Genomic DNA, 18,651 nt, shown 5'->3' on the forward strand with positions numbered 1-18,651 from the left:
CCCGGTCAGACGCGCTGCTCGCGCAGGTCGCTGACCTCGGCGGCGGGCGCCCAGCCCTGGTAGACGCCGAATTCGAAGACCTCCAGCCGCATCGCCTGGGCGACGGGCCACCGCCCCCCGGTGTACTCCACCCGCAGCCAGCCGTCGTGCTCGCCGAGCACGATGAACGGCTGCCCCTTCCAGGTGCAGGTGGTCCGCACGTACGCCAGGTCCTCCACCTCGCTGGCCGGCACCACCCGCACGTACCGGCCGGTGCGCACCTCCTCGAAGCCCTCGCCGGGCTCCGGCTGGTAGAGCCGCACGTCGTCGCCGTCGGGGCTGGCCTGGTACTCCCGGCCCCGCCAGCGGGCCACGTAGCCGTCGCGCATCACGCCTCACCCGTCCGTCGCCAGACCAGCGCGTCCGTGTCGAGCACGGCGACCACCCGCTCGGAGCCGTCCCCACCGATCCGCCAGAGCTGCGCGCCGTGCGGCAGCCGGGCGCTGTCCACCTTGAACTCGGCCACCACGTCGCTGCTCTCCCCCGGGGCGAACCCGTTGCCCCGGAACGGTGGACGCTCGATCACCCAGCCCTCCATGGCCCGCATCGCGGCCTCGTTCTGACCGCCGTAGGGGATGCGGTAGAGGCTCGGCCGGTGCGCGGGCCAGCGCAGCACGTAGATCTCCTCGGCGTCACGGGAGAACGGCGAGTCCGGGTAGCTGAGGCCCAGCGCCTCGTGCAGTTGGGCCGGGGTGGTCAGGTGGGCCAACTCGCCGGCCCGGTGCACGAAGCCGGAGACCCGGTCGTAACCCCGGTCCAGGTAGTAGGCGAGCTGGCTGGGCGCGACGGCCTTCTGCATCACGGTCGGGCGGGCCGGATCGACCGCCGCCGGAGCGTACCGGGGGCGGGCGGTCGGCTCCGCCGCGGCCGGCGGCTCCTCCGGCTCGGTCTCCAGGTCGTCGCCGAGCCCCACCTCGGCCGCCCAGTTGGCGAGCGCGACGATCTGCTCACCGGGCAGCTTGGCGCCCACCGGAGTGCCCGGATTGACGGCGAACGACCAGTCCTCGTCCGGCCAGCGCCGGATCAGCTGGGCGAACTTCACCCGGACCGTGTCCACCTCGGAGTCGACGTGGTCGGCCAGGCGTTCCGGCGAGGTGTAGACCACCACGTACGTCTCGCCGTCCAACTGCGCGGTACGCCAGACGAAGCCCGGCTCACCGGGTCGGCTGCCGCGTACGGACTCCGGCGCGGCCGGCAGCAGCACCCGGGCCAGCAGCAGGGTGGACAGGAAGGTATCGGTGCTGCCGCTGCCGGCCGCGCCGAGCAGGTCCTCCTCGACGGTGTTGGCCGGCTGGAAGTCCGTCGGCGCCGGCCCGGCGGCGGGCACGTCGGCCTCGGCCGGTCGCCCGCCCTCGTCGGTCCCGTTGCGGCCCGCCTCGCCGGTACCGGCCCCGCTCGGCCCGGCCTCCCGCTGGCCGGCCCCGCTCGGGCCCGCATCGGTCGGAATGGCATCGTTGGCGTCGATGTCGTCCCCGGCGGGCACCCTCGGTCCGGGGCCGCCGGGCGGCACACCGTTCGTGGGCGACGACGCCGGACGGTCCCGGTCGGCCGGACCGGCCGAGCGGCGGCCCGGGTCCTCTCCGAAGCCCGAGCCGGACGGCGCCGGACCGCTCGGACGGTCGGTGTCGACGGTCGGGCTGGAGGCGGCGGTCGCCGCGGTCGACCAGGGAGCCGGGCCGGGGCTGGGGTGCGGGTCGACGAGGTCACGTGACTCGACGATCGTGCCCTCGATGACGATGGGGGTGAAACCGCGCCGCGGTGCCGGCGGCCCGGAGACCGGCTCCGCGATGGAGGCCGGCAGGTCATCGACGGGTTCCGGCTCGTACCGACCGCTCGTGGCCGGACGATCGCGGAGGATCGGCTGCGTCCGCTCCTCGTCCGCGTCGGACCGGCCGGCCCGGGCCGGCCCGGCGGCAGCGGGACCGGGCACCCGGAAGGCCCGGGTGGGCTCCTCGGCCAGCGGATCTGGTCGGCGGGGCGGAAGGGGTTGGGTGGTCTCGGTGCCCGGCGCCGGCGCCCGTACCGCGCCGGACGGACTTGGCGGGACGGTCGACGGCCGCAGCGGACGGGTGGCGTCCGGGTCACCGGTCTGCGTCGGAAAGGGTCGGGGCGGTGTCCCACCGGCCGGCGCGTCGGCCGGACGGCGGCGGGGGAAGGGCTGACTGCCCAGGCCGAACCGGGACGGCGGAGCCGCCCGCTCGCCGAACCGGGACGGGCTGGGACCGGACGCCGGCTCGAAGAAGGACCGCCGGCCGCCCACGTCGCCGCCGTTGCCGGCGGACGGGTTCGCGGAACCGTCCGCGGGCCGGTTCCCGCTCGCGGGGGCGAAGCCGGCGCCGGAGCGGTCGACCGGGGTGGCGGCACCGAAGCGGGACGGTGCGACGGGTGCCGTGTTCTGGACCGATGGGGCCGCTTCGGTCGACTGCCGCCGGCCCGCCGCGGGCATGTCGTCTCCGCCGGGCCGGCGGGGTGGCTCACTGCGGGCGCTCGTGGAAGGCGACGTGGCCTCGGGCCCCGGCACGGTGCCACCGTCCAGGGCGCTGGGCACCGCACCGCGCAGCGACCGTCGCCCGGGCAGGGTCGCCGCCGGATCGGACGGCACCGGCGTCGACGGGGTGCCGGAGTCGCGACCGGTCCCGCCGGCGCGCGACCGGGCCAGGGTCTCCGCCCGCTCCAGCCGGGCGCGGGCGCCCATGGTGCGACCGGGCAACCGGACATCGCCCCGGGACAGCTGGGAGACGAACCAGGCCGGCAGGTATCCCTCGACGGACAGCCCGGGGTTCACCGCGAGCCACCACTCGTGGTTGGGCCAACCGGCAGCGAGGTCGGTGAACGGGACGCGCCGGTTGGTCCCGGCGTGGTCGCCGAGGCAGGCCCGCAGCGCGGCGGCGGAGGTGAACGCCAGCACATGGGTACGGCCGCCGGTGGTCCAGGTGCCCCAGCCCGGTGCGGGCTGGCCGGCCACCGCCGGCGTGGACACCGGCAGCAGCAGGTCGGTGCGGGCCAGGACGCGGAAGTACAGCTCCTGGTCGTTGGCGTGCAGGGCGTCCCGCATCGCCACCTCGGCCTCCGTGGCCGGCTCCCATTCGGTCACGGCCACCTCTCCTCCCGAGAACAGGCCACAGGTATCGCGTACAACCTACAAGGTGGTAACAAGATCACAATGGCTGGCCGGCGGCGGTGCGCCGGATCGTCGCCCAGGCGATAACATCCCGTTCCGGAGTCGACACGATACGGAGGCGGTCGATGTCTCGGTCGGTGACGGGCCCGGTCGTCGCAGGTCTGGCGGCCACCCTGTTGACAACCGCTCCGACACCGGCCGTCGCCGCCGCCGGCGGGCTGCGGGCGGCACCGGCCTGTGCCACGCCGCTCGCCCCGGCCCGGCCCGTGGCGGCCGTCCCGTGGCCGCAGCAGCGGTACGACCCCGCCCGGTTGGCCCCACTGGCCACCGGCAGCGGCGTGACGGTGGCCGTGGTCGACTCCGGGGTGGACCGGACGCACCCGCAACTGGCCGGTCGGGTGCTGGCCGGCACCGACCTGCTCGACCCGGGCGGAGACGGTAGCCGGGACTGCGCCGGGCATGGCACCGGCGTGGCGAGCATCATCGCGGCGGCGCCCCGACCCGGCATCGCCTTCGCCGGGATCGCCCCGGGAGCCCGGATCCTGCCGGTACGGGTGAGCGAGCAGCAGGTGGTGCAGGGGCGGGAGTCGGGGCGTACGGTCAGCGCCGGCGAGTTCGCCCGGGCCATCCGCTGGGCCGTGGACCACGACTCCGACGTGCTCAATCTCTCCGTCGTGCTGTACGCCGACGCCCCGGCTGTCCGCTCTGCCGTGCGGTACGCCGTCGACCGGGACGTGGTGCTGGTGGCCGCCGCCGGCAACCTGCACGAGAGCGGCGACCCGCGACCGTTCCCCGCCGCCTACGACGGGGTGCTCGGGGTGGGGGCGATCGGGGCGGACGGCACCCGCGCGGCCTTCTCGCAGACCGGCCCGTACGTCGACCTGGTCGCCCCGGGCAGCGAGGTGCTGACCGCCGCGCCCGGTCAGGGCCACCACCGGGTCGAGGGGACCAGTTACGCCGCGCCGTTCGTGGCGGCCACCGCGGCGCTGCTGCGGCAGTACCGCCCCGATCTGAGCGCCGCTCAGGTGGCGGAGCGGATCATCGCGACCGCCGACCCGGCGCCGGGCGCGGGCCGTGGCGGCGGGTGCGGCGCCGGAGTGCTGAACCCGTATCGGGCGGTCACCGAGACCGGCGGCGGCCGGCCGGCCGGAACACGAACGGCCGCCGCGCTCGCCGACGAGGGTGTCGACCCGGCGACGGTCGCCCGGCAGGCCCGCCGGGTGGTGGCCCGGGACCGGGCCCTGCTGGTCACCGCCGTAGCGGGTGGGGCGACGGGTGTCGTGGCGCTGCTCGCCGTGGTGCTGCCCCGGGGCGCCCGCCGGCGCTGGCGCCCGGCCGATCCGGTCTGATCCGACGGGCGGAGGACCTGCCCGACCGCGGCACGGTCCGCGCTGCCCCGACGCGCGGAAACGGCGCGGCCGGGGCGCCGACCCGCACATGGTCAGCGCTCCCGGCCGGCCCGGATCACTGAAACAGCCCGGCGTTCTTCTTCTCGGTGTCGAGATAGTCGGCGGCCGAGTCGTCGACCGCCAACCTGATGTCGCGCAGCATCGCCTGCACCGTGGCGGGCCACCCTGGTGGTCCGTGACGAGCTGACCCCGGCGGACGTGGACGCGCTGAGCAGGGCCGACCTGGCGGTGCTGCAGCCGTTGGACACCACCGAGGCCGCGCTGGCGGGTACCGCCCTGGGGTTGGGCGGCTCGGCCGAGTGGCTGACCCGGATCCGGGACGACATGGTCGCGGTGGTCAACCGGCGGGCGCTGCGCTGGGCGCTGCTCTCCCCCACCCCGATCGAGTCGCAGTTGATCGGCCGGCCGGCGCGCGGCTGACCCGGGCGCATCCGGGGATCTTGGCGGGTTCCGCCGGCGGTCCGTCCGTGGCACGATCCCCGCCATGGGTTTTCTGAAGGGGCTGCTGATCCGGCTGGCCACCACCGCGCTGGCCTTCTGGTTGGCCACACTGCTCATTCCGGGTATCACTCTGGACTCGGACTCCGCCACCGAGACGGTCACCACGCTGATCCTGGTGGCGGTCATCTTCGGCGTGGTCAACGCGGTCCTCCAGCCGATCATCAAGACCGTCGGCTGCGGCTTCTACCTGCTGACCCTCGGTCTCATCGCGCTGGTGGTGAACGGGCTGCTCTTCCTGCTCACCAGCTGGATCGCCGACCAGGCCGGGTTGCCGTTCCACGTGGACGGCTTCTGGCCGGCCGCCGTGCTGGGCGCTCTCTTCGTCGGCATCGTGACCTGGATCCTCGGCGCCGTCCTCGACCGGGACTGACCAGCGGCCGGGGGCCCGGGTCGCCGGGTAACCAGAGTCCGGGAATTGGCCGGGGCGGGGTGCGGTGACGGCGGCTAGCGTCGCGGGGGTGTTCTCGTTCACCCGCCCCGACGGCTACCTGCTCAGCACCGATCCCGCCCGGCTGGACCTGGCCCGGGTGCACCACTGGCTCAGCACCGACGCCTACTGGGCGCTCGGCCGGGACCGGGAAACGGTGGTCCGGGCGTTCGCCGGTTCGCTCCCGTTCGGGGTCTACCGGCCCGGCGACGGCCGGCAGGTCGCGGTGGCCCGGGTGGTCACCGACCGCGCCACCTTCGCCTGGCTCTGCGACGTGTACGTGGACCGCGCCGAACGGGGTCGCGGACTCGGCACCTGGCTGGCCGGCGCGGTCCGTGACCACCTGGCCGAGCTCGGCGTACGCCGGATCCTGCTGGCCACCCTCGACGCGCACGGGCTGTACGCGACGGTGGGCTTCACTCCGCTCGACGATCCGTCGCGGTGGATGCAGCTCGACCGGCGGATGCCGGTGACCCCGGTCACCGGAAAGGAATCGACCGGCGTTCCACCCCTTACGGTGGAGGCGTGACGCCACTCCGCCTGGGATACCTCTACGGCTTCGGCGCGTACCTGCTCTGGGGGTTCTTCCCGCTCTACCTCAAGCTGCTGCGGCCCGCCGGCCCGCTGGAGATCCTGTCCCACCGGATCGTCTGGTCGGTGGTGTTCGTCGCGCTGCTGCTGGCCGCGCTGCGCAACGTCGGCTTCCTGCGGGCGCTGCTGCGCCGGCCCCGCGCGCTGGCCGGCATCGGCGTAGCCGCCGCGCTGATCGCGGTCAACTGGGGCACCTACATCTACGGCGTGAACTCCGACCGGGTGGTGGAGACCGCGCTCGGCTACTTCATCAACCCGCTGGTGGTGGTGCTGCTCGGCGTGACGGTGCTGCGCGAGCGGCTGCGCCCGGCGCAGTGGGCGGCGCTGGGCGTCGGCGCCTCGGCGGTCGCCGTGCTGGCCGTGGACTACGGCCGGCTGCCCTGGCTGGCGCTGACCCTGGCCTTCAGCTTCGGCGGGTACGGCCTGGTGAAGAAGCGGCTCGGGCTGCCTCCCGCCGAGGGGCTCTTCGTCGAGTCGGCGGTGCTGGCGCTGCCCGCGCTGGGCTACCTGCTCTGGCTGACCCGGCGTGCCGAGTCGACCTTCGGGCACGTCTCGGCCGGGCACACCGCGCTGCTGGTGCTGGCCGGCGCGGCCACCGCCATCCCGCTGCTGCTCTTCGCCGGCGCGGCCAACCGGCTGCCGCTGAGCAGCCTCGGCATGATCCAGTACCTGGCGCCGATCCTCCAGTTCGGCTGCGGCGTGCTGGTCTTCCACGAGCCGATGCCGCCGGCCCGGCTGGCCGGCTTCGCCCTGGTCTGGCTGGCGCTGATCGTCTTCACCGCCGACGCCGTCCGCCAGTCCCACCGCACCCGCACCGCCGCGACCGCACCTCGCACCGCCACGCCCGCGCCCACTCGCTGAACCGGGATCCCGGCGGTACGGGTCAGGGGACGTCGTAGGTGAGGATGGGCGTGCCGTCGGCGCGTTGCAGCTCCACACTGACCAGTTCCGCGTCGGTGAACCGGGTCGCCCCGGTGAACCGGAGGTCGTCCCCGGGCGCGGCGAGCCAGGAGCCGATCTGTTCGGTGGCGCCGTTCGGGCCGTGCGCCACCAGTCGGAACGGGTACGCCTTGCCATAGCTGGTCCGCGGGTCGTACCCGCAGTGCATGGTCACCTCGGTGCCCCAGTCGGTGCCCCGCAGCCCGAGTTCGGCGTGCACCGGCCCGGTGGCGGCGACCGGCCGCATGGCGACCATCGACACCTGCGGCCCGGGCGTGCCCCGGGTGCCGGGGGCGCCCGGGGTGCCGCCTGGGCGGCCGGGCAGCACGGCCGCCGTACCCACGCCGACCACCAGGGCCAGCGCGGCGGCCGCGAGGGTGGTCAGCGCGTACCGCCGGCGGGTGGCGGATCGTTCGCGGCGCCGACGGCCCCGGGCCTCCTCGATCAGCGCGGGCACCCGGGGCGCCGCCGGCGGCGGCAGGAACTGCTCCAACCCGGCCGGGTCGAGGCGACCGAGCAGTCCGGGCAGCACGGCGATCTCGGCGACCGCCTCGCGGCAGGCGGCGCAGCCGCCCAGGTGCCGCTCGTAGGCCGCCCGCTCGGCGGGGGCCAGGGCACCCAGCACGTACGCGCCGTCGTCGTGCGCGAACTCGCACCGGGTCATCCCGTCACCCCCATTTCCGCCAGGACCAACCGTAGAGAGCGCAGGGCGTAGTGGGTGCGGGACTTCACCGTGCCCGGGGGCACGCCCAGCCGGGACGCCGCCTCCGCCACCGACCGCCCCTGGTAGAAGCACTCGACCAGCACCTCCCGGTGGGTCGGGCTGAGCCGGTTCAGCGCCTCGGCGACGGTCCACGCCTCGACCGCGCGTTCGGCCTCGTCGACCACCTCCGGCGGTTCGGGCATCTCGTCGGTGAAGACCTCGCCGACGCGGGTGGAACGCCGCCGCCAGGCGTCGATGGCCAGGTTACGGGCGGTGGTGAAGAGCCAGGCGCGCACCGAGCCGCGCCGGGGGTCGAGCGACTCCGGGTGCCGCCAGGCCCGCAGCAGCGTCTCCTGCACCAGGTCCTCCGCCCGCTGCCGGTCCCCGTTGACAAGCCGCAGGGCGTGCGCGTACAGCGCGTCCGCGTGCTCGTCGTGCAGCGCGCGCAGCAGTTGGGCGTCGTGGTCGCTGATGGCGGTCTCCTCGCTTCCGGCGCGCGTCCGGCGGTGCGTTCGACCGGGAATACGTGCGGTCACCCCGATCGGTTCAGCCCGAGGTCAGACCGGGTCCGCGCCGGCGGTGCACGGGTGAGGCATGGGCGACGCTGACGTCACCCCCGGACGGTCCGGCGCTGGACCGCCCGTCAGAGGCCCTCTCCCAGCCCGGGAGGGGGCCTCTCGGTGCCGCCGGGGTCAGTGGTCGGCGGCGATGCCGTCGGCGACGCTGCGGGCCACCGTCAGCAGCTTGGCCCGGACCACGCGCGCGGAGGTCATCATCTCGCCCGCCGGCAGCGCGCAGGCCAGCACGAGCCGGCGCTCCATGTCCTTGTCCGGCGCGACCAGCACCGCCGCGCACGCCACCCCCTGGCGGAACTGGCCCAGCTCCAGCTGCATCCCGCGCCGGTCACCCGCGGCCAGGTCGGCTTCGAACGCCTCGCTGGTGGTCAGCGTGGCGGTGGTGAACGGACGCATGCCGTACTCGCGCAGATAGCGGAAGCGCTGCTCGGCGGTGAGCGTGGCGAGCAGCGCCTTGCCCAGCGCGGTGGCGTGCGCTCCCTCGTCGAAGCCGGGGACCAGGTCCTCCAGATAGGGCGAGCGGTGCCCCTCGGCGATCGCCGTGATCGCCACCTGGCCGCCCACGAAGCGGCCCAGATAGTGGCTGTAGCCGGTGTCCGCCGCCGCCCGGCGCAGGGTCTCGCCGACCGCCGGTGGCCCCCGGAACGCGGTGACCAGCTCGCGGTACCGGTCGGCGACCTCCAGCCCCACGATGTACGTGCCGTCCTCCCGACGGATCACGTAGCCCTCGTAGGCCAGGGTGCGGACCAGGTGGTACGTGGTGGCCACGGTCAGCTCGCACCGTCTGGCGATCTGCTTGACGGTCAGGCCCTTCGGGGCGCGACCGACCGACTCGAGCACCCGCAGCGCGCGGGACACGCTGCGGATCAGGTCCGAAGGTTCTGCCAAGGGGTCGCGCACAACCACCTCCGCCGCCGGGGACTTACACCATATGAAAAACAGGCCCGGTGCGAAATGCCTGTTCGGGTCGAGGATGCCAGATCATCATCCACGCCTCGTACGACGGCGGACACGAAGCGTGGCCCGGCGCGGCTCGCGTAGGTTTGCCGGCGATGAGCGACACCACCCTCACCCCCGACCCGGACACCACCGCGACCCGGCCGGTCCGGGCCAGCGCCGGCGCCATCGCCGTCACGATCGCCTGCGTGCTGCCGGTGTTCCTGGTCGGCGGGCTCGCCGTCCAACTCGGCGACGAACTCGGGTTCTCCCCCGCCGGCCTCGGCCTCGCCGTGTCGCTCTACTTCGGGGTGGGCGCGTTGGCCTCGGTGCCCTCTGGCGCCCTCGCCGAGCGGTACGGGCCGGCCGTGGTGGCCCGCGCCGGGATCCTCCTCTCCGCCGGCTGCCTGTTGGCCGTGGCGGCGCTGGCCCGCTCCTACCCGGTGCTGCTCGCGCTCCTGGCGCTCAGCGGCACCGCGAACGCCCTGGGCCAACTCGCCAGCAACGCCGCGTTGGCCCGCCACGTGCCGGCTCACCGCCAGGGGCTGTCGTTCGGCGTCAAGCAGGCCGCCATCCCCGTCTCCACCCTGCTGGCCGGGGCGGCGGTACCGACCATCGCTCTCACCGCCGGTTGGCGCTGGGCGTTCGTGGCCGCCGCCGGCGCCGCGTTGGCCGCGCTGCCCGTCGTGCCGGGCGGTGCGGCCGTACCGGGTCGGCGGGCCGCCGTGCGGGCCGCAGTCGGCACCAACGGCCTCGTGGTGGTCGGGCTGGCCGCGATGCTGGCCAGCGCCGCGGCGAACGCGCTGGGCACCTTCCTGGTCGACTCGGCGGCAGCCCGGGGTCTGTCCCCGGGCCTGGCCGGGCTGACGCTGACCCTGGGCAGCGCGGTCTGCGTCGCCGCCCGGGTCGGGGCCGGCTGGTTGGCGGACCGCCGGGCCACCGGCCACGTCGCGCTGATCGCCGGCATGCTGGTGGTCGGCGCCGCCGGGCTGGGGCTGCTCGCGGTGGCCGGCCCGGTGCCGCTGGTGACCGGCGTGCTGCTCGGTTTCGGCCTCGGCTGGGCCTGGCCGGGGCTCATGAACTTCGCCGTGGTCCGGCTGCACCCGCAGGCCCCGGCCGCCGCCACCTCGATCACCCAGACCGGGGTGTACGCGGGCGGCTGCCTCGGCCCGCTGGGCCTCGGCGCGATCGCCGCACACGCCGACTATCCGACGATGTGGACGGTGGCGGCGGTGGCCATGCTCCTGGCCGCCGCCCTCATGCTGGCCGGCAGCCGCCTCCTGGCCCACCGCGGCACCCCGACCCACCAACCCTGACCCGCCTCACGCCAGGCCCCGCTGATCCTCGGCGATCATGAAGTCGTTGTCCGGCTACTCGGCGTACCGGAGGGATGACTTCATGATCAACGGGCCGAGCCGGGGCGTGGCGCGGTGGGGCCGGTGGGGTCAGCTGGTGCGGTCGGCGATGTAGTCGCAGAGGGATTCGAGGGCGCGCCGGGACGGGCCGGCCGGCAGCGGAGCGAGCCGGGCGCGGGCCTCCTCGGCGTAGCTGCGCACGGTCTCCCGGGCCCGCTTGAGCGCCGGGCTCTCCCGGAGCAGGCCCAGCGCCTCGGCGTGCAGCGCGTCGTCGGTGAGCGGGCCGGTCGCCAGGATCTCCCGCAGCCGCACCGAGGCCGCGTCGGAGTCGTCCGCCGCGCGGGCGTAGAGCACCGGCAGCGTCGGAACGCCCTCGCGCAGGTCAGTGCCGGGGGTCTTGCCCGACTGCACCGACTCGGAGGCGATGTCCAGCAGGTCGTCGGTGAGCTGGAAGGCGACGCCGATGGTCTCGCCGTAACCGGCCAGCGCCTCGGTGTGCTCGGCGGACGCGCCACCGAACATGCCGCCGAACCGGACCGAGGTGGCGATCAGCGAGCCGGTCTTCTCGGAGATCACGTGCAGGTAGTGCGCGACCGGGTCGTCGCCGGCGCGGGGGCCGACGGTCTCCGCGATCTGACCGTGCACCAGCCGCGCGAAGGTGCGCGCCTGCAGGCTGACGGCCTCGGTGCCCAGGCCGGCGGCGATGTCCGCGGCCCGGGCGAAGAGGTAGTCGCCGACCAGGATGGCGACCGAGTTGGTCCAGCGCGAGTTGGCGCTCGGGGCACCCCGGCGCACGGCGGCCTCGTCCATCACGTCGTCGTGGTAGAGGGTGGCCAGGTGGGTGAGCTCCATCACCACGGCCGCCGGTACGACCTGGGCACGGGTCGGATCGCCGAACTGGGCGCCCAGCGCCACCAGCAGCGGCCGGAACCGCTTGCCGCCGGCCTCGACCAGATGGCGGGCCGCCTCGGTGACGAACGGGTCGGCGCTGGCCACGCTGGCCCGCAGCTCGACCTCGACCGCCTCGAGCAGGCCGAGCACGGACGCCTCGACGCGGGGATCGGCGAGATGGAGGCCGAGCGCGCCGAACTGACTCGTGCTCGCCCGACCCCGGCGACCGCCGGAGCCGGTGGCACCTGAACGCTCGCCAGCCGGAATCACCACGCTATCCACCATGCCACACCCGTACGACCTGCTCCGGGCCGGGGATACGCACCGGGGGCCGGCACGCGTGCGCGTGCCGGCCCCCGGTGGCGAGGCTGTCGGTCATCGGACAAATTCGGCGGCTCCGGCGGCCAGGTCCAGCAGGGGCGCCGGGGCGACACCCAGCACCAGCGTGGCCAGCACGCCGATCATCAGCGCCGCCGAGGTGAGCCCGCCGGGCACGGTGACCGTCGGGGTGGACTCGCCGGGCTCGGAGAGCCACATCATCACCACGACCCGCAGGTACGGGAAGGCCAGCACCATGCTGGTCAGCACGCCGGCGATCACCAGCCACGCCTGTCCGCCGTCCAGCGCCGGCCCGAAGACCGCGAACTTGCTGGTGAAGCCGCTGGTCAGCGGGATACCGGCGAAGGCCAGCAGGATGAACGTGAACAGGCCGGCGTAGAACGGCGAGCGCAGGCCCAGCCCGGCCCAGCGGGACAGGTGGGTGGCCTCCCCGTCGGCGTCGCGCACCAGGGTCACCACGGCGAACGCGGCGAGCACCGAGAAGCCGTACGCGACCAGGTAGAACATCGTGCCGGAGAGACCCTCCTTGCTCGGCGCGAGCACGCCGACCAGCAGGTACCCGGCGTTGGCGATCGACGAGTAGGCGAGCAGCCGCTTGATGTCGGTCTGGGTGACCGCGAGCACCGCGCCGACCAGCATGGTCAGCACCGCCACCGCGCCGAGCACGGGGGTGAAGTCCCAGGCTGCCCCGGCGAACGCGACGTGGAAGACCCGCAGCAGCGCGCCGAAGGCGGCCACCTTCGTGCAGGCGGCCATGAAACCGGTGACCGGAGTCGGCGCGCCCTGGTAGACGTCCGGGGTCCAGACGTGGAACGGGGCGGCCGCGGCCTTGAAGAGCAGGCCGATGGCGAGCAGCGCCATACCGGCGAAGAGCAGCACCGGGCTGGCCGGCGACTCGGTCACCGCGGCGTTGATGGTGGCGAAGTCCACCCCGGCCGAGCGGCCCGGGATGCCGGCGGTGAAGCCGTAGACCAGGGCCACGCCGAACAGGAAGAACGCCGACGAGTACGCGCCGAGCAGGAAGTACTTCATCGCCGCCTCCTGGCTCAGCAGCCGCCGACGACGGGCCAGCGCGCAGAGCAGGTAGAGCGGGAGCGAGAAGACCTCCAGCGCGATGAACATGGTCAGCAGGTCGTTCGCCGCCACGAAGATCAGCATGCCGCCGATCGCGAACGTGGTGAGCGGGTAGACCTCGGTGGCGCCGTTGCTGCCCTCGGCCTGCCGCCGGTCGTCGGCCGACTCGGCGGTCACCGCGGCCTGGGCGACGAACGCCCCGCCGCGCTCCACCGTGCGCTCGCCGATCAGCAGCAGCGCCATCGCGGCCAGCACCAGGATCGCGCCCTGGAGGAAGAGGGTCGGCCCGTCCACCGCGATGGCCTGGCCGGCGGTGATGAGCCGGTCGTCGGCGCTGCGCACCACCATCGTCAGGGCGGCGAGCACGGCCAGCAGCGCCAGCGTGAGCTGCACCAGGTGCCGTCGGCGCCGGGGCACGAACGCCTCGACGAGCACGCCGAGCAACGCGACACCCAGCATGATCAGGATCGGGGCGAGCGCCGCGTAGTTGAGCGACGGCAGTTTCAGATCAGTCACTTTGCCGCCTCCTGGACGGTGCCCACCGACGGGGCGGGGTCGGTCCTGCCGATGTCGTCCATGGTCGCCTGGACGGCGGGGTTGATCACGTCGGTGACCGGCTTGGGGTAGAAGCCGAGCAGCACGATCAGCGCGATCAGCGGGGCCACCACGACCTTCTCGCGCAGGTTGAGGTCCCGGCGCATCCCGTCCACCTCGGTCAGTGCCGGGTTGAGCGTGCCCTGGGTGGTGCGCTGCACCATCCACAGCACGTACGCGGCGGCCAGGATGATGCCGAGCGTGGCGATGACCGCGACCGGCTTGTTCACCGTGAAGGTGCCGATCAGCACCAGGAACTCGGAGATGAACGGCGCGGTGCCGGGCAGCGCCAGCGACGCGAGACCGGCGAAGAAGAGCACCCCGGCGAGCAGCGGGACCAGCTTGCCGGCGCCACCGAAGTCGGTGATCAGCGCCGAACCTCGGCGGCTGATCAGCATGCCCACCACCAGGAAGAGCAGGCCGGTGGCCAGCCCGTGGTTGAGCATGTAGAGCACCGCACCGGTGCCGGCCTGGGTGGTGAAGGCGAAGATGCCCACCCCGATGAAGCCGAAGTGCGCGATCGAGGTGTACGACACCAGCCGCTTGAGGTCGTTCTGCCCGACCGCCAGCAGCGCGGCGTAGATGATGCCGATGACACCCAGCGCCAGCGCCCACGGGGCGAACCACTTCGACGCCTCGGGGAACAGCGGCAGGCAGTAGCGCAGGATGCCGAAGGTGCCGACCTTGTCCAGCACGCCGACCAGCAGCGCGGCGGCGCCCGCCGGGGCGGCGCCACCGGCGTCCGGCAGCCAGGTGTGGAACGGGAAGAACGGGGCCTTGATGGCGAAGGCGAGGAAGAAGCCGAGGAACAGCCAACGCTCGGTGCCGGTGGTGATGTCCACCTGCGCCAGCGCCTGCCAGTCGAAGGTCTTGCCGCCGACCACCCACAGCCCGATCACCGCGGCCAGCATGAACAGGCCGCCGACGAGCGAGTAGAGGAAGAACTTCACCGCCGCGTACTGCCGCTGGTGGCCGCCGTAGCTGCCGATCAGGAAGTACATCGGCACGAGCATGACCTCGAAGAACACGTAGAACAGGAAGACGTCGGCGGCGGCGAAGACGCCGATCATCGTGCACTCGAGGACCAGCAGCAGCGCGAAGTAGACCGGCACCGAGCGCTTCGACGAATCCGCGTCGTGCCAGGACGCCAGGATCACCAGCGGCACCAGCACCGCGATCAGCATCAGCATGACCAACGCGATGCCGTCGGCGGCGAAGGTGAAGTTGACGCCCCAGTCCGGGATCCACGGGTACGACTCGCGGAACTGGAACCGGTCACCGCCGACCTTGAAGGTGATCCACATGGCCACCGAGAGCACCAGCACCAGCAGCGACCAGACGAAGGCCACCTGCTTGGCCAGCTCCGGCCGGCTGCGCGGCAGGAAGGCCACCACCAGGGCACCGACCAGCGGCGCCACGGTCAGCACCGAGAGGAACGGGAAGTTGGACATTATTCGGCCTTACCTCCGTCGTGACTGCGTGGCCCGCCGGCGGGGGCGGCCGGAAAGAGGTCGATCACGCCAGCCACCCCGCCTGCACCGCCAGGAACGCCGCCACCACGAGCAGCGCGCCGGTCAGGATCGAGGTCGCGTACGACCGCACGAAGCCGGTCTGCAGCCGCCGGAGCCGGCCCGAGCCCCCGCCCACCGCGGCGGCGAGGCCGTTGACCAGCCCGTCGACGCCCCGGTTGTCGAGGAAGACCAGCGCCCGGGTGAGGAAGATGCCCGGCTTCTCGAAGATCGCCTCGTTGACCGTGTCGGTGTACAGGTTGCGGCGGGCGGCGGTGACCAGCACGCCGGCCGGCTGCGGCGCGGTGGCCGTACCGGTCCGGAACAGGAACCAGGCGAGCCCGGCGCCGAGCACGGTCACCAGCAGCGAGAGCGTGGTGATCACGCCGTGCGCGAGGACCGCCTCGTGCCCCTTCTCCTGGCCGCCGAGCCCGGCGGTCGCCTCCAGCCAGTCCGGAACCGAGGTGGAGAGCAGAAAACCGGCGCCGACCGAGCCGGCCGCCAGCAGGATCAGGGGGATGGTCATCAGCTTCGGCGACTCGTGCGGGTGCTCGATCTCCTCGGTCCACCGCTTCGGCCCGTGGAAGGTGAGCACGAAGAGCCGGGTCATGTAGAACGCGGTCAGCCCGGCGCCGAGCAGCGCCGCGCCGCCGAAGAGCCAGGCGGTCCAGTCCTCCCGCTCGAAGGCGGCCACGATGATCGGCTCCTTGGAGAAGAAGCCGGAGAACGGGAACATGCCGATGATGGCGAGCCAGCCCATCATGAAGGTCAGCCAGGTGATCTTCATGTGCTTCGACAGCCCGCCGAAGCGACGGATGTCGACCTGGTCCTTCATGCCGTGCATGACCGAGCCGGCGCCGAGGAACATGTTGGCCTTGAAGAAGCCGTGCGCCAGCAGGTGCACGATGGCCAGCGCGTACGCGCCGCCGCCCAGGCCGACGCCGAGGAACATGTAGCCGATCTGGCTCACCGTCGACCAGGCCAGCACCCGCTTGATGTCGTCCTTGGCGGCGCCGATGATGCAGCCGAGCAGCAGGGTGAGCGCGCCGACGCTGACCACCACGAGCTGGAGCGTCGAGTTGGCCGAGAAGATGGGGTTGGACCGGGCGATCAGGTAGACGCCCGCGGTGACCATGGTGGCGGCGTGGATCAGGGCCGACACCGGGGTCGGGCCCTCCATCGCGTCCGGCAGCCACGCCTGCAGCGGGAACTGGCCGGACTTGCCGGCCGCGCCGAGCAGCAGCAGCAGACCGAGCACCAGCACCGTCGGGCCGGCCACCGCGCCGATGCCGTTGAACACCTCGTCGTACTGGGTGGTGCCCAGGGTGGCGAACATGATGAAGATGCCGATGGCCAGGCCGGCGTCGCCGACCCGGTTCATCAGGAACGCCTTCTTGCCGGCGGTGGCGGCGCTGGGCCGGCCGTACCAGAAGGAGATCAGCAGGTACGACGCCAGACCGACGCCCTCCCAGCCGAAGTAGAGCATCACGTAGTTGTTGCCGAGCACCAGCAGCAGCATGGCGGCGACGAACAGGTTGAAGTACGCGAAGAACCGGCGCCGGCCCTCGTCGTGCGCCATGTACTCCACCGCGTACAGGTGGATCAGGAAACCCACCCCGGTGATCAGCAGCACGAAGACCGCGGCCAGCGGGTCGAAGAGCAGGCCGAAGTCCACCCGCAGGTCGCCGACCGCGATGAAGTCCCAGAGGCTCAGCTCGACCGACTTGTTCTCCAGGCCCCGCAGCTGGAAGAAGGAGGCCAGGCCGAGCACGAACGCGGCACCGATGGCGGCCACTCCCAACCAGTGCCCCCAGCGGTCGGCCCGCCGGCCGAGCAGCAGCAGGATCGCCGCGCTGACCAGCGGGATCGCCACCAGCAGCCAGACGCTGCTCAGCAAGCCCGTGGCCTCTGCGTACTGCACAGTCTCTTCCACTTGCTTGCCCCTTAGTACTTGAGCAGGTTGGCGTCGTCGACGCTCGCCGAGCGTCGGGTCCGGAAGATCGACATGATGATGGCGAGCCCGACCACGACCTCGGCCGCCGCCACCACCATCACGAAGAACGCCATGATCTGACCGTTGAGGTCGCCGTTGATCCGGCTGAAGGTGACCAGGGTCAGGTTGGCCGCGTTGAGCATCAGCTCCACGCACATGAACAGCACGATCGCGTTGCGCCGGACGAGCACCCCGGCCGCGCCGATGGTGAACAGCACCGCCGCCAGCACGAGGTAGTAGTCGGGGGTCATTGGTCCGTCCCCTTCAGCGAGGTTTCCTTCGCGGTCAGTTCCCGGACCGGCAGGATGTCCGGCGTGCTCCGGTCGGTGAGCCGGCCGTCCGGCAGTCGCGCCGGGGTGGCCACCGAGGAGGATGTGGCGAAGACGCCGGGGCCCGGCTTGGGACCCGGGTAGTTGCCCGGGGCGAAGCGCGCGCGCATGGTCGACGGCTGGTCCATCTTGTCCTGCTTGCGCCGTTCGACATGGGCGAGCACCATCGCGCCGACCGCCGCGGTGATCAGCAGCGCCGAGGTCAGCTCGAACGCGAAGACGTACTTGGTGAACAGCAGTCGGGCGATGCCCTGCACGTTCCCCTCCGCGTTGGCCTGCTCCAGGCCCACCGCGGTCGTCCCCTCCAGCGCCCGGTAGAGCGCACCGCCGACCAGGCCGGCGAAGCCCAGGCCGAGCACGATCGCGGCGACCCGCTGTCCGCGCAGCGTCTCGATCAGCGAGTCCGAGGCGTCCCGGCCGACCAGCATCAGCACGAACAGGAAGAGCATCATGATCGCGCCGGTGTAGACGATGATCTGCACCATGCCGATGAACGGCCCGGCCTGGAGTACGTAGAACACGCCCAGGCAGAGCATGGTGAGCACCAGCCAGAGCGCCGAGTGCACCGCGTTGCGCGCGGCCACCATGCCGATCGCGCCAATCAGTGCCAGCGGCGCGAGGATCCAGAAGGTGACCTCCTCGCCGCCGGAGACCTGGCCCGCCGCGGCGAGCACCGTGGACGCGGTCATGCTTCCTCTCCCTTACCGGCCGCCGCCCGCTGGGCGTGGTGCTCGGCGCCCGGGAACGTCACGCCGGGGTGCTGCTCCACCTGGTAGCGCCCCGGGTTGTTGGCCGAGTGCTCCGCGCCGGCCGACGTTCCGGGGTTGGTCAGCGCCCCGACGTAGTAGTCCTTCTCGCTGTCACCCAGCCGCATCGGGTGCGGCGGCTGCTCCATGCCCTCGAGCAGCGGCGCCAGCAGCTGCTCCTTGGTGAAGATCAGATCCTGCCGGTTGTCCCGGGCCAGCTCGTACTCGTTGCTCATGGTGAGCGATCGGGTCGGGCAGGCCTCGATGCAGAGCCCGCAGAAGATGCACCGGGCGTAGTTGATCTGGTAGGTGCTGGCGTACCGCTCACCGGGCGAGAAGCGCTGCTCGTCGGTGTTGTCGCCGCCCTCGACGTAGATCGCGTCCGCCGGGCAGGCCCAGGCGCACAGCTCGCAGCCGATGCACTTCTCCAGCCCGTCCGGGTGCCGGTTGAGGATGTGCCGCCCGTGATAGCGCGGCGCCGACACCGGCGGCTTGAACGGGTAGTCGGTGGTGACGACCTTCCTGAACATGTGCGAGAAGGTGACACCGAAGCCCTTGAACGTTCCGGTGATCGCGCCCAC

17 protein-coding genes and 2 pseudogenes are annotated in these 18,651 nt (G+C 73.0%); 6 read left to right on the forward strand and 13 right to left on the reverse strand.

All coding sequences use genetic code 11. The annotated features are described in order from the left end of the window. Positions 1-5 precede the first annotated feature (5 nt). Both ACFOW4_RS24040 and ACFOW4_RS24045 read right to left on the reverse strand, forming a co-directional pair. Positions 6-371, reverse strand: coding sequence for a hypothetical protein (locus ACFOW4_RS24040; RefSeq protein WP_377531455.1), 366 nt, complete (start codon positions 369-371; stop codon positions 6-8). After that, positions 368-3,133 (reverse strand): SseB family protein, encoded by a 2,766-nt coding sequence (locus ACFOW4_RS24045; RefSeq protein WP_377531457.1) that lies wholly within the window; start codon positions 3,131-3,133, stop codon positions 368-370. The genes ACFOW4_RS24040 and ACFOW4_RS24045 overlap by 4 nt, the downstream gene beginning before the upstream one ends. 152 nt (positions 3,134-3,285) lie before the next feature. Here ACFOW4_RS24045 and mycP point away from each other — a divergent pair, with 152 nt between their 5' ends. Next, positions 3,286-4,509, forward strand: coding sequence for a type VII secretion-associated serine protease mycosin (mycP, locus tag ACFOW4_RS24050; protein ID WP_377531460.1), 1,224 nt, complete (start codon positions 3,286-3,288; stop codon positions 4,507-4,509). 115 nt (positions 4,510-4,624) lie between these two features. Here the strand turns inward: mycP and ACFOW4_RS24055 are convergent. Then, positions 4,625-4,723, reverse strand: a pseudogene (locus ACFOW4_RS24055) (WXG100 family type VII secretion target); the annotation flags it as partial. Between ACFOW4_RS24055 and ACFOW4_RS24060 the strand changes: the two are divergent. The 4 genes and pseudogenes from ACFOW4_RS24060 to rarD form a co-directional block, all read left to right on the forward strand. Beyond that, a pseudogene (locus ACFOW4_RS24060) lies at positions 4,720-4,989 on the forward strand (type VII secretion protein EccE); the annotation flags it as partial. The pseudogenes ACFOW4_RS24055 and ACFOW4_RS24060 overlap by 4 nt on opposite strands. A 64-nt stretch (positions 4,990-5,053) precedes the next feature. Then, positions 5,054-5,440: a phage holin family protein gene (locus ACFOW4_RS24065; protein ID WP_377531462.1), complete on the forward strand. Its 387-nt coding sequence runs from the start codon at positions 5,054-5,056 to the stop codon at positions 5,438-5,440. 88 nt (positions 5,441-5,528) lie between these two features. Next, positions 5,529-6,026 (forward strand): GNAT family N-acetyltransferase, encoded by a 498-nt coding sequence (locus ACFOW4_RS24070; protein WP_377531464.1) that lies wholly within the window; start codon positions 5,529-5,531, stop codon positions 6,024-6,026. Beyond that, positions 6,023-6,949: an EamA family transporter RarD gene (gene rarD, locus ACFOW4_RS24075; protein WP_377531466.1), complete on the forward strand. Its 927-nt coding sequence runs from the start codon at positions 6,023-6,025 to the stop codon at positions 6,947-6,949. The genes ACFOW4_RS24070 and rarD overlap by 4 nt, the downstream gene beginning before the upstream one ends. Positions 6,950-6,971: 22 nt before the next feature. Here rarD and ACFOW4_RS24080 read toward each other — a convergent pair whose 3' ends face one another. The 3 genes from ACFOW4_RS24080 to ACFOW4_RS24090 form a co-directional block, all read right to left on the reverse strand. Continuing rightward, on the reverse strand, positions 6,972-7,691 hold the full coding sequence (locus tag ACFOW4_RS24080) for an anti-sigma factor family protein (RefSeq protein WP_377531468.1): 720 nt from the start codon (positions 7,689-7,691) through the stop codon (positions 6,972-6,974). Beyond that, complete coding sequence (locus tag ACFOW4_RS24085; RefSeq protein WP_377531738.1) at positions 7,688-8,203, reverse strand: sigma-70 family RNA polymerase sigma factor; 516 nt, start codon at positions 8,201-8,203, stop codon at positions 7,688-7,690. Before ACFOW4_RS24085 ends, ACFOW4_RS24080 begins: the two co-directional genes overlap by 4 nt. Positions 8,204-8,422: 219 nt before the next feature. Then, a complete protein-coding gene (locus ACFOW4_RS24090) occupies positions 8,423-9,205 on the reverse strand; it encodes an IclR family transcriptional regulator (RefSeq protein ID WP_377531471.1) in 783 nt (260 codons plus the stop codon). A gap of 152 nt (positions 9,206-9,357) precedes the next feature. On the opposite strand from ACFOW4_RS24090, the gene ACFOW4_RS24095 reads away from it, so the two are divergent. Then, on the forward strand, positions 9,358-10,557 hold the full coding sequence (locus ACFOW4_RS24095; protein ID WP_377531473.1) for an MFS transporter: 1,200 nt from the start codon (positions 9,358-9,360) through the stop codon (positions 10,555-10,557). A gap of 129 nt (positions 10,558-10,686) precedes the next feature. Here ACFOW4_RS24095 and ACFOW4_RS24100 read toward each other — a convergent pair whose 3' ends face one another. From ACFOW4_RS24100 to nuoI, 7 genes are all read right to left on the reverse strand, one after another. Continuing rightward, a complete protein-coding gene (locus tag ACFOW4_RS24100; protein ID WP_377531475.1) occupies positions 10,687-11,772 on the reverse strand; it encodes a polyprenyl synthetase family protein in 1,086 nt (361 codons plus the stop codon). A 90-nt stretch (positions 11,773-11,862) separates the two neighbouring features. Beyond that, entirely contained in the window at positions 11,863-13,416 is a 1,554-nt protein-coding gene (gene nuoN, locus ACFOW4_RS24105; protein WP_377531478.1) for an NADH-quinone oxidoreductase subunit NuoN, read from the reverse strand. Further along, on the reverse strand, positions 13,413-14,945 hold the full coding sequence (locus ACFOW4_RS24110) for an NADH-quinone oxidoreductase subunit M (protein WP_377531480.1): 1,533 nt from the start codon (positions 14,943-14,945) through the stop codon (positions 13,413-13,415). Before ACFOW4_RS24110 ends, nuoN begins: the two co-directional genes overlap by 4 nt. A gap of 64 nt (positions 14,946-15,009) precedes the next feature. Continuing rightward, positions 15,010-16,935, reverse strand: coding sequence for an NADH-quinone oxidoreductase subunit L (gene nuoL, locus ACFOW4_RS24115; RefSeq protein WP_377531483.1), 1,926 nt, complete (start codon positions 16,933-16,935; stop codon positions 15,010-15,012). Positions 16,936-16,946: 11 nt separating this feature from the next. Then, entirely contained in the window at positions 16,947-17,246 is a 300-nt protein-coding gene (nuoK, locus tag ACFOW4_RS24120; RefSeq protein ID WP_030486270.1) for an NADH-quinone oxidoreductase subunit NuoK, read from the reverse strand. Beyond that, on the reverse strand, positions 17,243-18,013 hold the full coding sequence (locus ACFOW4_RS24125) for an NADH-quinone oxidoreductase subunit J (RefSeq protein ID WP_377531485.1): 771 nt from the start codon (positions 18,011-18,013) through the stop codon (positions 17,243-17,245). The genes nuoK and ACFOW4_RS24125 overlap by 4 nt, the downstream gene beginning before the upstream one ends. Continuing rightward, on the reverse strand, positions 18,010-18,651 hold the full coding sequence (gene nuoI, locus ACFOW4_RS24130) for an NADH-quinone oxidoreductase subunit NuoI (RefSeq protein ID WP_377531487.1): 642 nt from the start codon (positions 18,649-18,651) through the stop codon (positions 18,010-18,012). The genes ACFOW4_RS24125 and nuoI overlap by 4 nt, the downstream gene beginning before the upstream one ends.

Source organism: Micromonospora sp. GCM10011542 (assembly GCF_042650685.1).
GTDB lineage: Bacteria > Actinomycetota > Actinomycetes > Mycobacteriales > Micromonosporaceae > Micromonospora.